Here is a 13,866-nt window from a genome sequence, read left to right as displayed (position 1 = left end):
ATAACGTGTAGCATTGTTGCACTGTTACCTGTCGCAACTTAAGTATCAATCTCTCCAGCGAGCTTGCCCATTTCGATTACAGGTGCGCTGCCGGTGTGACCCAAACCTGCAAAGTGGGTTTTATAACCTACTTTATAGGTTTGAAGGGCACCTCGGATCTCACCAGAACCGCACCTTGTCTTTGGATGATAGGTGGCTGGCGCGGGAATTCACCTGCCGTCCCTTCGCATTCCCCACAACACCAAATCTCTGCCTACACTTGTTCTTCGATAAAAAGAATCACAGGATTGCAGATGGCCGTTTTCGTAGAAAAGGGCCTGGACGGTTGTTTCGATGTAGAGTCCAAGCTCATCATGGAATACTGCACTGCCAACCGGATACCTACCCAGGTGTTCGAGCCGTTCGACATTTGCAGTGGCAAGCTCTCCCTTAAGTACGCTCAGCTGGTTGTAGGCTGTGTTGGTGCGGTCAAGGATGCGTTGAAAACCCTTGGTGCGGCGCCGCCATCTCTTGATCCCTATCCCGCCTCCCTAAGACCCTATCTCCGCCGGGCCGTATGGCCAACTACCGCAGGGAACCTGCTCAACCGCGTTCAGCGTGGGGAAATGGCGTTTGCCAAATCGGTGGCCTGGGGGCTGGTGCCGGGCAATGTCTATTCCCCGGAGTGCGACAACAATGCACTGCACTACGCACCGCCTGCGCTGGATGTGTACGCCTCTGAGGTGGTGGAGTGGTTGTGTGAATTCCGCCTGTATGTGGTGGACGGGACGATCGTGGGTGGCGGCCAGTACGCCGGTCCAGCGGGGCCCTCCATCGATATGCGCGTGGTGCACAGGGCGCTGAAAGCATTTCAGGCCGACCCTGCCGCGCCGCGGGCCTTTGCCATGGATTGGGGGGTGATGGCGAGAGGGCATACCGCGCTGGTTCAGGTAAAAGACGCCTGGTCGCTCAAAGCGTTTGGTGATATCCATGCGGCCAGTTACTACCGGGTATTGAAGGCGCGCTGGAATGAGCTGGTGGGAGCAGCGCGCGTGGAAGCGAGTGGTCAGCGGGCCGCTGCCGCGGTGTTTGCCGGCCGTTCTGTATCGATTTGAAGCGTGACTCGGCGCTGGAAATTGTGTCGTCTATTAACCCTGATGTAGTCTTTGACCCTGACTTTTCGAACCTCGCCGAACTCAAAGACATAATAAATGCCTTCATACCGCTCTTCTGCTCGCCTTTCTCGCCGCTATGCCTGCCTCGGCGTTTTGATTCTCAATATTGTGGCTGCCCTTTTGGCCGGGTGTAGCACGCCGGCACGTCAGGTGGTTTCTGAAACATACCACAGTGAGAAGCCGCGCATCGATCAATGGGCGGCAGACTGGCACAAGGATTCTGACGCCGAGTTCCGCACGGACAGGTCGGTGCTGGTGGCCACCTATGCGACAACCGAGTTTACCAGTGTGAAGCGCTTGCGCAGCACCGACGAACTGGTGTCCGCAAAAACACCGATGATTGTGGCATGGCTGGAAATGAAAAAGGGACCGCAGGCGATTCCGTTGTACAGGTATGTGGTAATCCCTCTGAAATATGTAAGCGCAGAGACGCTTCTCCAGCAGGGCGCCTATATCAGTGAGCAGAAAGACCTTGGGCTGCCCGCACAAACGCCTGCAGGTTCGTATAAGGGTGCCTTGGTTACCGACTGGCAATACTGCTATGCCTGCTTTGCCCAGCGCGAGATCGAAGAACTGGAAATGCGAGACTTGAACTTTCTCACATCCAATGTAAAACGCCGGATGGAAGACCGCTCGTTGGGTGGCTTGTACTTTCTGAACACGGCAGCTGCGGCACGCACGCGCTCTGCCGGTACGGCGACGTTGACCGTGGAAGTAGGGGAGCGTGCCCGGGAGCAACAGCAGGCATTTACCGATTATTACCTGAAAAACAGGGCCGCCCTGGCGGATGCCCGTGAGGGAGATGCGCGCTATCGCCGCTTCTGGCGCGAAGAGGTCGAACCGCTCCTGTTCGATGCTTTTGCCGTGTCCCAGGGTTGTCCGAAAGATTTCCAGTCGTCCCGTCAACGCTATAAGCGATTGGCACCGATATATGTGGAACAGCGTATCCGCCTGAACCGGGAATATGTGGAATGCCGGAGCGATGCGCTGGCGCGGTACGACCTGAATACTTACCAGTCTCAATTTGCGCAGCTGCAGCAGCGTGAGAGTGCGTTGTGGGCCCAGTCCAGCGGTTCCCTTCGCCGCAAGATGATACCGCCGCAGGAGGTGGTGCCGCAGGCGGTGAAATGGATCGACGAGGCTGCAGAGGGAATCGAAAGCGCCTACCGCGACCTGGCGAATATAGAAAAGGCAGAAGCACGGGCGGCGGCGTCAAAGCAGCGCGCGGAAGCCTTTAGTCAGGCTACCTGGCAGTCGACATTCAGCGCCATCAGCAACCGCAATGCGCAGGTGTTACAGCAGTCTCGCCAGATCAGTGCCATGGTCGACCGTGCACAAACCGCGCCCCGTCCGGTGCCCGATATGCCGAACACGGAGCGAAAATCTACGGAATCGGATTCGGAAGCGGGAAAGAAAGTACAGCATAGGCCCGGCACGGCGAGCCCTGCAGCGGTCGCCGCTGCCAAGGAAGCTGAGCCCACGGGTGCCGAAGAAGAGAGCGGAAATGCCTATGTGGGAGCGGGGCGCGATTACCCGTTCAGCGGAAGTTCCAGCAGCTATTATCAGCGATCCGTGGCCATCGACCTGGCGGAAACCAATTTGCGGAATCAGGCGGCCGAGTTTTGCGGGAGTAGCTATAAGGCGGAGATTCGTTGGAGCCCGAATGCGGAGTGTAAGCAGAGCGCCGCGGCCGAGAGTTTTCTCTGTACACGGGACGCCCTGGTGAACTGTTACGAAAACCGCTGCGAGCGGGAATTCTGCGGAACGCGATCGCCCTAGTATTCGATCGCTTCCTTTTAATGTTTAAAGTCCGGGCACACCGGATTTTACCCCCCGGACTTTTAATCCGCGCTTACTGCTTGCCGGGAGCTTTCAGAAATTTGGTGAGTGCGGCCATATAGCGGTCAAAGTCTTCAAACTGCGGTACATGACCGATGCCGTCCAGCTCCACCAATTGCGCATTCGGAATCGCCTGCGCGGTTGTTTTGCCCAGTCTGTCATAGCGGCCGAGATCGGCGCGGATGGACTCCGGCGCGCGGTTGCGGCCAATGGCGGTGCGATCGCGGGTGCCGATAATCAGCAGGGTGGGAGCCTTCAGGTCGCCGAATTCGTACAGCACCGGCTGGGTAAACACCATATCGGAAGTGCGTGCGTCAATTTCCGCAATCTTGTCTGCGTCCGGGCCAATGGTCCAGCCGGCCTGAATGGCCAGGAGCGGGTCGTAGGCCGCTTTCCATTTGCCGTCGAAGTAGGCGGCGGTCATATAGCTTTTCACCTTCTCCGGGGTCTGCTGCTTTTCCTGGGCGATGGCCTGCTCGATGGGCTGATAGGGGGTTGCGCGTTTCCAGTCTTCCAGGCCGATGGGGTTGATCAGCACCAGCTTTTCGACGGTTTCCGGATACATCAGGGCAAAGCGGGTGGCGAGCATCCCGCCCATGGAATGGCCGGCAACGGTGGCGCGGGAAACGTCGAGCCTGTCCAGCAGTGCCATTGTGCTGTCTGCCAGCGCCTGAAAGGTGAACTGGAAGCCCTCCGGCTTACTGGATTTGCCAAAACCAATCTGATCCGGCGCGATAACCCGATAGCCCTGTCTGCTGAGGGCATCGATGGTGCTCTGCCAGTAGGCGCCGGAGAAGTTCTTGCCGTGCAGTAACACAACGGTTTTGCCATTGGCGTCCGCTGCCGGCGGTACGTCCATATAGACCATTTCCAGTGGCTGCTGCTGGTCGCGGAACGCAAAGGTCTCGACCGGGTAGGGGTAGTCCATATCGCTCAGGCGGGCATCCTGGGGTTTTACCGCAGGGGCGCTTGCTGCGGCCAGGGGAGCCGGCGGCCAGATCAGGCCGAGCGTGGCCATGACCAGGGGTATAAGAAATCGGGGCAACAGGGGCAGTCGGATCCACGGTTGGCGGGTGGCATTCAGCATAAGTCTTCGTACTCCTTGAGGTATTGCGAATGTTCGGCTGGGTGAGTCGTGGTTCTGCTCTCTGCACGATCGCGCCGCTGTTAATTTGTTCTGTTTATAAAACGACCTGGACAGCAGCGCTGATGATCATAGCACTGATAGATGACTGACCGAATTTACCGCGATGGATTCCCGGTGGCTGTCGGGTCTACCACAGGGCATGGCTCCAAGGGGCTATTTGTGTGCGAGGAATCACAAATTTCATCGAGTTCTGTTTAAAATGGCTGCTGGTCCCTCTCCGTAGATGATTCGCCGTGAATAAATCGTGCCGCTTCATCGGCGGCCACAATGAGTTCGAGACGTAGCAATGGCCCGCACCCAGCAAATCGAAAACCACTTCCGCCAGACCGTATCCGATGCCCGCAATCTTGCCGCCACCCTGGAACAGGGCCAGGCGGAAATGCCGCTGGCCGAGCACTTCGGTAGCCTGATTCAATCTCTGGATCGCCGACCGTTTTCCGTCACGCTGCTGTGCCTGGACAAGCCCAGTCGGGAGCGGGTGCTGAAGTGGCTGTACGGCCACCAGTTTGCGGTTTTCTCACTGCAGATTTCCGGGCAGATCGGCCTTTTGGAAGTGCAGCTGAAGGACAAGGGCTACGCGGTTGAAAACAGCAGTGGCTCGCGTCAGGAGTTCGATACTTGGGAGGAGCTGGTACAGGTGGTGGGCGATTCGTCCGGCATGACGGACAGCGGTGGCCGGGAACTCACACTGGTGACGGAGCGGGTAAACGACCTGAAAAACCTCAACCTGCTGTTGCCGGATAGCACAAAATTTGTGCAGGAGTCGCCCGCATTACTGACACGTATTCTGCGCGAGACCAATATTCTGATGGTGGCAGGGCATCCGCACTACGCTTTGTCGGAAATCGAGCGCGGTGTGATCAATGATCTGATGGCGGAGATGGAAGGCTTCTGGCCGTTGCTGCCCGTGGATGAGCTTGCGGAAGAGGTAAGTATTCCGGAGAACGGCTGGTGGCAGCAAGTGGCACGCCCCAAGATCAACCTGCCACCCAAGCTGATTACCACCCATGTTGAGGCCGAACTGCCCGGGTTCCTTACTAGCCCGGAAAATGCGCTGCGCCAGACCTTGCAACTGCTGCTGCTCGGTCGCAAGGCGGAGACTGCGGTCGAGGCGGTCAACGAGCGGCTGTCTCAGGAGCTGCGTCAGCTGGAGAGCCGCAAAAAGCGCGAAGCGCGCAAAACCCAGACCAGCGCTGCGTTGGGCAATGACATGGGTTTCGCCAGTCAGCTGCGCAACCACCTCGGGGATGGGGTGAGTGACATCAATAAATCCCTGCAGGAAAAGGCCCGTCGCAACGACACTGGCACCGGCAACGCCGGTCAGCAGTTGAAGCAGTTTATCGACTCCATGCACATCGACGATTTGGCGATGGAGACGGGGTACAAATCGATCAAGCTATCTCTCAGCAACAAGTATCAGGAATCCCTTACCCGTTTTCTGCGCGACGCCTTGAAAAACGGGGTTAAACGCGATGCGGAAATGCTCAATAGCGAACTGGATTCCCTCAAGCGCTCCCTGTCCAATGAATTCAAAAGCAAGACCGGCGTGGAACCGGTACTGGAGTTCGATCCGCTCAATCGCGATGGCCTGATTGATGATCTCGCCAGCTCGGTGAATCTGGAGATGCGCTACCAAGGCGAGATGCCCAAGCGCGGCTTTTTTCAGCGTTTGGGGGAAGCGCGCCGCGCGGCCTTCGTCATTCTGATGAGTGTTTCACTGCTGGCGATGATGGGTATCAATCTGCGGGATAACCCGCTGATCGGCGTCATTATTTTCTTTGTGTTTGTTGGTGCTTTTGTGTTCACCTATTACGGCTGGAAGCGGGAGGACGAGGAGCGCCTTGAGAAAGAGGTCAGCCGCGTGCGCGAGGAAGTTCTCGGCAGCAGCCGCCGGCTATTGGGGGAACTGACCCGTGAGAAGCAGTCGCGCATCGGCGATTTTCTCGAGCGCACCAAAAAACAATGGCAACTGGTGCTGGACCGCACCTTGCAAGACTGGCAACAGCGCGAGCGCCAGACCAGCGAAAAGCAATCCCATCAGTCCCGCCAGCGCCTGGCGAATATCGATACGCTGATCAATCAGTGGCAACGGCAACAGCTACCCGCGCAGAAACTACAGGGCAGCGTAAGCAAGATCGTCAGTGATTGTCGGGCCCAACTCGAAATGCTGGTGGACGCTTGATCCATTTAACAGCTGCCCCAGCGCCGTCTCGGTCAGTGGCACATCGGTAACCAGTGCAATGTAGGAATCCGTTGTGGGGGTGTCCGGTGCAATCAGCCCCGCCTCCCACACACCGCCGCTTTCCGGGATGGTGATGGCGTTTGCCTGGCGCATGGTCAGATCCTGTCGCAATATATCCACCTCACCATTTTGATACACGCCCAGCAGGTGCAGGTAGCCGGGGTTCCCGGCTTTTATCTGCCAGCGGTATTCGGTGGCCGCAGGGACCTGGAGGGGCAGTCGCTGGCCGTTGACACGCTCCGGGTAGAGGGTGAGTTGGCGACGGTCAGGCTTACCAGGAATGGTTTTGCAGTTGCTGTTCTTGGCATATCAGATATTCGCCCAACCATTGGGTGTGCTGTTCGCTTTATCCAGTTTCTCGCGCTTGCGCTGTTCCGCTACCCGCGCCCAGTCTTCAGCCTCGTCGCGGCTGGATTGGGCATCACTTTTTTCTGCTGTGCAGCTGGATGTCATCCGCAGGCACTGGCCCAGTCCATTGCTGGCATCGCCGTGATGCTGCGCGGTCTGTTCCGCGAAAACCTTCGCCGCGTCGGCGTGCTCCTGAGCTTTGTCGCGGTTGGCTTCGGCGGTGACCTGGGCGTTGAACGCATCCAGTTTTGCATCCAGTGCGCGATTCTTTGCATCCATGGCTTCTTTGAGCAGCTCGTTGAAGCGGCTGCGACTTTCCTGCGCGGCGTCCTCGGCGTAACTCAGCAGATCCTGGATGTCGGACTTGAGGCCGTCGGTGTCGTCCCGTGTCTGTTGGGTATCCTGGGACAGCCGCTGGATCTGTGCGAGTAATTTGTCGACTTCACTGGCGTTGACGTCTGCTGTGGCGTGCGCCCGCTGCGCGGCATCGTCGAAACGCTCGGCAGACTGCATAGAGGTTTGCGCATTGGCGGACGCGGTCTGTGCGGAAGAGACTTCGCTCTGGGCGCGCCCCACCGCAGCGGTGGCCTGGGCGGTTGCAGACGCAGATTCGTTCGCCGCGCTGCCCGCCTGCGAGGAAGCCGCGTTGGCCTTGGCGCTGTCGTCTTCCGCGGACTGGCGGTTTCTCTCGGCGGTTTCCGCCTGTTGCTGTGCCTGTTCCCTGGCCTGTTGTGCAAGGTTTGCCTGTTGTTCGGTTTCTGCACGCAGACGAGCGGCCTCGGTGGCGAGATCTTCTGTACTTTGCTGTTGATTGCGGGCAGCGTCGGCAGCACGCTCCGCGGCAGACTTTTGCGTGTCAGCGGATTCCGCCGAGGAATTTGCGGTGTTTGCGTTATCTTCCGCGGCACTTGTGGCATCACCTGCGTTCTCGGCCTGCTGCTGTGCGCGCCCGGCGGAATCGGTCGCGGTATCTGCACCGGTTTGTGCGCTGGTGGCAGCGGTCCCGGCATCGCCGGCCTGGGACGCGGCGGTACCGGCGGCCTGGGACGCGTCGTTGGCCTGCGAGCGTGCAGCATCGGCAGCCTGGCCAGCGTTGCCGGCGTGGTCGCGCGCCTGCTCACTGGCGCTGCCGGCCGCGGATGCGGCGGACTGCGCTTCCTGCGCGGAGGCATTGGCACTGCTGCTTTGGGACTGCGCATTGCTCGCCGCACCACCGGCGGTCTGGGCGCTGCCCTGAGCGCTGCTGGCGGCACTGGCGGAGTTGCCGGCCTGGGCCTGTGCGTTGCTGGCCGCGCTTTGCGCGGCACTACTGGATTGTTGCGCTTGGTTGGCGGCGGCATTGGCGGTCGTGGCAGCGCGGCTTGCCTCGTGCGATGCGTTTTCTGCCTGGCGGGAGGCACGGCCGGCATCTTGTGCTTCGCGCTCTGCGGAATCCGAGGCGCTTCCGGCTCTGGCCGCGTGTCGCTGTGCTTCGCTGGTTGCCTGCTGGGATTGCAGTGACTGTTGCTGGGCGGTATTGGCGCTGCTCTGTGCCTGTTGCGCCTGCTGGCCTGATCGGTTGGCGGATTCGGTAGCCGACTGGGCCGTGCTGCGTGCCTGTTGCAGGGCTTCGCGGCTGGCCGCGGCCTGCTGCTGGGCAACACCTGCTTCGATTTCCGCGGCCTGTTTGTCGGCCTGTGCCTGCTGGGCAGCCTGGCGGGCCTGTTCGGCTTCCGCGCGAGCCCGCGCCAGTGCGGCTTCCAGTTCGCTGCGGTCTTTGGTTGTGGAATCCATGACAGTGTCCTAGTTCGTTGACCGCATTAAATGCTGTTGGCTGCAGAGCGCGCATCGGATGCCGCTTCGCGGGCATCGCCGGCGGCGTCGTTGGCAGTGCTCAGGGTGTCCCGCGCGGTGTCCACGAACCCTACGATCTGTTGCGCGCCGTTTTGCGCCTCGCCGGCATAGCGCTCGGCGGTGTCCATATGCTTTTGCGCGTCGATCATTGCGTCCATGGCTTTTTCGTTGTGTTTCCACGCGTCGGTGGCCGCATTCTTTGCATCCAGTGCTTCACTTTCGGTTTTGTCCACCGCGGCGATGGCCTGTTGCTCCATATCCGACAGCAGCTTTGCCAGTTGTTCAGAGGTCGAGCGGGCGTCGTCGCGCAGGGACTCGGCTTCCTGTCGCGCCGCCTCTGCCTGTTGCAGTTGTTGTTCTGCGCGGGCCAGGTAGTCCTGTGCACGGCGCAGTGCCTCGTCGGTCTGTTCCGCACTGCTGTGCGCCTGATAGGCGGCACTGGCGGCGGCGGACGAAGCGGACTCCGCCTGGCTCGCCTCGGACTGGGCTTCGGATGCGGCAGCAGATGCCTGTGAGGCTTCCGACTGGGCCTGTGACGCGGAAGACTGCGCCTGGCTTGCGGCACCGGCGGCCTGGCTGGCGTCGCTGTCGGCTTGTTGTGCCGCAGACTCCGCCTGTTCGGCGGCCGCACTGGCCGTCTGCTGGGCCTCGTCGGCTTCTTCCGCTTCGCTATCGGCGGTTGTGCGGGCTTCTTTTGCACTCTCCGCCTCTTCGGCAATCGCCTGGGCCTGCTGCTGGGCCAGTTCCGCCGCTTTTTGCGCGGTCAGCTGCTGTTCTTCACTGCTCACTGCGGCATCCGCCGCGCGGGTTTCGCTCTCCTGGGCCACGTCAGCGGCGCTCTGTGCCTGGTCGCGCAGGGTACTGGCGGTTTCCGATGCTTCCGCCGCGCGCTCGGCTTCCTGAGAAGAGCGGTTGGCGGCGTCCGTGGCGCTGTCGGCCTGAGTCTGGGCATCGGTTGCGGCCGTTGTGGCCTGATCGGCACCGGTTCTCGCGGTGTCGGCGGACTGGCCAGCATCTCCGGCCTGGGTGTGTGCCTCGCCGGCCGCGGTGCCGGCGTCTGTGGCCTGCGCCTGTGCGTCCTGGGCGGAGCTATTCGCCGCGCCAGCCTGGTTTTGCGCGTCTGCCGCGGATTGCCCCGCCTGAGAGGCCTGGTTCTGGGCGTCGGTCGCCGCGGCGTTTGCCTGGGACGCCTGGGTCTGTGCATCGCTGGCGGAAGCCCCGGCGGCGTTGGCCTGTTGTTCTGCGCTGCTCGCTGCGGAGCCGGCGGTACTGGCCATCTGTGCCGCTTCACTTTGATTTGCGGCAGCATCGGAACTGGCAGAGCGGGCGGCCTGTGCTTCCGAGTCGGCACTGTCCGATGCCTGGCGGGCCTCGGCGGCTTCGCGCTGCGCTTCGGCGGCGGCCTGCGCGGCCTGGTTGGCCTGCTGTTGTGCATCGCTGGCGGAGGAGCTCGATTGCTGCGCACCGCTGGCGGCCTGGCTCATGGAGTCGGTCACTGCCTGGGCCTGCTGCTGGGCCACATTCAACGCTTCCTGGCTCTGTGCCGCCTGATCTTTGGCGATGGAGGCTTCGCCTTCCGCCTTCTGTTTTTCCAGTTCGGCGTCCTGCGCAGCCTGACGGGCTTTTTCCGCTTCGGCGCGTGCCTGGGCAAGCTGCTGTTCAAGTTCGCTGCGAATGGAGCTGAATTCCTTGCTGGGCATATGTGAGATTCCTGGCAGATACGATCAATGTTGTTGTAGTTGTGTGATTTTTTTCACATTTTACGGTGGCGCCTTTCAGCGAGAAAGTTTTTTCTCAAGCTCCTGCTGGGCTTTGGCTACGCGGAATTCTTCCAGCAGGTTTGTGGCGAGTCACTGGGCGAAGGTTTCTGGCCTGGACTGTCCCGAGTAGGTTTTGCAGCGCGACCAGTCATTCTCACTCAGGCGATCGATGATATGGGTGCAGGCTTCTTCCGCAAGGCCAGGCTGGCTGTGGCACGAGTCGGCGAGGCGGTCGAGCTTGCCGATCCATGCTTCAGAGAGGATTAACGCTGGCCAGGAATTCGTACTGCGCATGAGATTGTTTTTGTCGTTTTTTATTTACTGCAAGTTCAGTCGCGGATATTGGTGTCGGGAAATCCACACTGGATGACAGCATCTGCATCGACTGGATGTGATTTTCCCGGACTCGTGTTTGATCGTCGCATTTTATGCTGCGCAATTCACGCATTAAATGGTACCCTTGTCGCATTATTGAGCACTTTCAATAAAGAGCTGGGTGATTGTGTGTAATGCACCGATTTGGCCATCTGTAACAACAACGAAAACAGCACGCATCCCATCACATGAAACAGGTCGTATCGTGTCTTTTGGCACTGACTTCGTGCATTTCGGGCAATTTGGTCTGGGGCGACAGCGAATTCAATCGCTGGAAACAGAAGCAGCGCGGCGCCTTTGAGGGATTTGTTACCGCCCGTGACCGTGAACTTGCGGAGTATTTGCGCACCAGCTGGCGTGAATTCCAGGCGCATAAGGCGCTGGTTCGCGAGCAAACGCCAAAGCCGAAACGCCGGCCTCGTGTTCCGCAATTAGAAGCATCGCGGGGAGCGATGGAACCAGCTCCGGCGAATAGCCCTTTCGGGTCTGACTCTTTAGAGCCATTACTGGCTCCCCAGCCAATACCCGCCGCACCGAAAAAAAATCCTGTCACTCAACCCGGTACTGTTTCCGAGCAGAAATCGCCGCAACAGGAAGATTTAATTCGCGTTGGTCTCAATGGTGGCGCGCTGCGATTTCCTCAGGCGCCCAACCTGCGAAACGTGCGCCTGATGCACTTTGTGCAAAACGGATTCAAATATCAGACCAACGATGAGCGATTCGGCGGTGAGCGCTATCTGTTGCCCTCAGAATCTATTTACTACAACGCGATCGACTGTCAAGACCGATCTGTAGTTCGAAGGGGTAACGCCCACTATGCTGGCGGTGAATTGACGATGCTTCACAGGTTGCCCGCCGCTCGACGCGCACCCTGCAGGGCAGTGGTTGCAGAAACGTAATTTAAAATATTGGAAAACGACACAATGAATCAAAGCGCAGTTGCTGGACTTGTGGGGCTTGATGAAAGTGCCAGCGCAGATCAGATACGGGAGGCGATCGCACAGAAAATCGTGCAATTGCAGCAGGCTCAAGCCAAGGCGCCGACGGATGTTTTGCGCAACAAGTATCAGCGGCAACTGGATCAATTGCAGCTTGCTCGTGGGCAATTAACTGCACAGGGCAACGAGAGCGGGCATGTGAATGCCGCTCTTTCGCAGACCAAAATGGCGGACCTGCCGCAGTCGGGCACGCAGTTTGACGGGGCGAACAATGTGCAAATTCGGCTTCAATCCGGTCAGCTTCTTGCCAACCGCTACGAAATTCGTGAGCAGATAGGCTCGGGTGGCATGGGCGCGGTGTATCGTGCGTACGATACGACCCGGCAGGATGAGATCGCGCTCAAAGTGTTATTACCCGGATTGGTTCGCAATGAGCGGGCCCGCGAGCGCTTTCTGGATGAAGCGCGCATCTCGTCCAAGCTGAGCCATCCGAATATCGTCAATGTATTCGACGTCCAGCAGGATGGGGATCTCTTTTTCCTGACTATGGAGCTGCTGGAGGGGCAGGACCTGCGACAGCTGATGGAGGTGCGGAGTCTCACTCGTCAGCCGTTCACCGAGGAAGAAGCCCGCGGGTTGGCGGTCACACTCGCGCAGGCACTCGTTCACGCGCACCAGTTTACTGTTCACCGGGATATCAAGCCTGAGAATATCTGGGTCACCGAAGACGGTGACTACAAGATTATGGACTTCGGTATTGCCCGCATTCAATCCGCGAGCCAGCGCACCCAGACCGGTGCGGCCATGGGGACTGCCTATTACATGGCACCGGAGCAGTTGAAGGGCAGTAACGCCATTGACGGGCGCGCCGATCAATATGCGCTGGGGGTGTTGTTGTATGAACTGCTCGCCGGTGAAGTCCCTGCGGGCCGATTCCGGCCGCTACGCGATCTTCGTAAAGATTTGAGCAAGCGTTTTACCGACGATATTGAAAAGGCACTGGATACATTGCCCGAAGGGCGCTTTGATGATATGGCCGCGTTTGCGCAGGCGTTGGAAAAAAACAAAGGCCGGACCAGGTTGAACCTGCCCTGGAAAGGAATCGGTATCGCTGCCGGCCTACTGGTGGCGCTGTTCGGCGTCGGTGGTCTGGCTTCCAGTGGATATATCGGGTTAGACAGCCTGAAAAGCCTGCTGCCCATGAGCAAGGAAGAGATTGCCATACGCAAGGCCGGCCTCGCCCGTATTCAGGGGGAAATCAAGGTGCTGAAACAACGTCTGGATTCTTCCAGACGGGGTCTCGACAGTGATCTGCGGGATGCAAAACGCAACGAGAGCCCGGAGTTGAGAGCATTGGAAAATTGGCAGCAGGTTACAGAGCAGGGCATTTTCTCAGGCCACCGTCTGACGGAGCTGGAAGGAGATTTGTCGATGGCTGAGACGTTGTTGCGCGATGAGGCCTTTGATCAGGCGCAACCGGTCTTCGAGAAAGTGCGTTCCGGTTTTTCTGCCTTATTGGAGGATTTCGATGCGGCAGCCGGGCTCCTTACGGCACAAGCGGCCTTCGATGAAGCCCGAAACGACTGGGAGCGTGTACAGGATGAGTACAGTTTGAGTGCACCTGCTCAGGTATCCGCAGCACTGGAGGCGAAGAATCAGGCAGTACTGGCCGAGCAACGGGGCGACTTTGCCGCCGCCCTGGCGGGCTGGAAATTGGGCGAGAAACAGTGGCGCGAGGCTCCAGGGGCCATGGGCGACGAGATCGCTCGTATTGATGCGGAAAGAAAGGCAGCCGTAGCGGCCGCCAAGCGCAAACGGGATGCGGAAGCGGCGGAGAAAAAGCGCCGGGCAGAGCTTGCCGCGGCAGAACAGCGGCGCCGCGAGGCAGAAAAAATGGCGGAGCAAAAGCGCCTCGAAGAGCTGGCACGTAAAGAAGAGCAGGCAAAAATGGATAAGCTGCAACCCCTTGTTCGAATCGCGCCTCGCTATCCGATACAGGCGGCGCGGGATGGCATTGAAGGGTTTGTGATCGTCGCGTTTGATATCAATGAGGTGGGTGCGGTTGAAAACGTCCAGGTGGTGGATTCGCGCCCCTTACGTGTGTTTGACCGTGAAGCAAAAAAAGCGGTATCCAAATGGAAATATAAGCCTCTGATCGAGGATGGTGTTCCAGTGCGCACGCGCGGAGTGATGACACAATTGGACTTCACTCTGCAGTAATTGGGTGAAT

At 59.2% G+C, this 13,866-nt stretch carries 10 protein-coding genes; 5 read left to right on the top strand and 5 right to left on the bottom strand.

Annotated elements, in window-relative coordinates:
* The first annotated feature begins 293 nt into the window (after positions 1-293).
* Positions 294-1,094 (top strand): ATP-grasp domain-containing protein, encoded by an 801-nt coding sequence (locus tag ACYX4K_RS07400; RefSeq protein ID WP_475092766.1) that lies wholly within the window; start codon positions 294-296, stop codon positions 1,092-1,094.
* Positions 1,095-1,190: 96 nt separating this feature from the next.
* A complete protein-coding gene (locus ACYX4K_RS07395; protein WP_475092768.1) occupies positions 1,191-2,933 on the top strand; it encodes a hypothetical protein in 1,743 nt (580 codons plus the stop codon).
* Between the two features lie 73 nt (positions 2,934-3,006).
* Here ACYX4K_RS07395 and ACYX4K_RS07390 read toward each other — a convergent pair whose 3' ends face one another.
* Positions 3,007-4,080 (bottom strand): alpha/beta fold hydrolase, encoded by a 1,074-nt coding sequence (locus tag ACYX4K_RS07390; RefSeq protein ID WP_475092769.1) that lies wholly within the window; start codon positions 4,078-4,080, stop codon positions 3,007-3,009.
* A gap of 346 nt (positions 4,081-4,426) precedes the next feature.
* Between ACYX4K_RS07390 and ACYX4K_RS07385 the strand changes: the two genes are divergently transcribed.
* On the top strand, positions 4,427-6,322 hold the full coding sequence (locus ACYX4K_RS07385) for a hypothetical protein (protein ID WP_475092770.1): 1,896 nt from the start codon (positions 4,427-4,429) through the stop codon (positions 6,320-6,322).
* On the opposite strand, the gene ACYX4K_RS07380 is transcribed toward ACYX4K_RS07385, so the two are convergent.
* From ACYX4K_RS07380 to ACYX4K_RS07365, 4 genes are all read right to left on the bottom strand, one after another.
* On the bottom strand, positions 6,254-6,475 hold the full coding sequence (locus tag ACYX4K_RS07380; protein ID WP_476178805.1) for a hypothetical protein: 222 nt from the start codon (positions 6,473-6,475) through the stop codon (positions 6,254-6,256). The genes ACYX4K_RS07385 and ACYX4K_RS07380 overlap by 69 nt on opposite strands.
* 216 nt (positions 6,476-6,691) lie before the next feature.
* Positions 6,692-8,503, bottom strand: coding sequence for a hypothetical protein (locus ACYX4K_RS07375; protein WP_475092772.1), 1,812 nt, complete (start codon positions 8,501-8,503; stop codon positions 6,692-6,694).
* Between the two features lie 26 nt (positions 8,504-8,529).
* Positions 8,530-10,263 (bottom strand): coiled-coil domain-containing protein, encoded by a 1,734-nt coding sequence (locus tag ACYX4K_RS07370; protein WP_475092773.1) that lies wholly within the window; start codon positions 10,261-10,263, stop codon positions 8,530-8,532.
* A gap of 150 nt (positions 10,264-10,413) precedes the next feature.
* Complete coding sequence (locus tag ACYX4K_RS07365) at positions 10,414-10,617, bottom strand: hypothetical protein (protein ID WP_475092774.1); 204 nt, start codon at positions 10,615-10,617, stop codon at positions 10,414-10,416.
* A gap of 269 nt (positions 10,618-10,886) precedes the next feature.
* Here ACYX4K_RS07365 and ACYX4K_RS07360 point away from each other — a divergent pair, with 269 nt between their 5' ends.
* A complete protein-coding gene (locus tag ACYX4K_RS07360; RefSeq protein WP_475092775.1) occupies positions 10,887-11,597 on the top strand; it encodes a hypothetical protein in 711 nt (236 codons plus the stop codon).
* Between the two features lie 24 nt (positions 11,598-11,621).
* On the top strand, positions 11,622-13,856 hold the full coding sequence (locus ACYX4K_RS07355; RefSeq protein ID WP_475092776.1) for a TonB family protein: 2,235 nt from the start codon (positions 11,622-11,624) through the stop codon (positions 13,854-13,856).
* The last annotated feature ends 10 nt before the right edge of the window (positions 13,857-13,866 follow it).

The sequence above is a fragment of the Microbulbifer sp. ABF4_107 genome (genome assembly GCF_056312215.1).
This window is presented reverse-complemented; position numbering and strand designations above follow the sequence as displayed.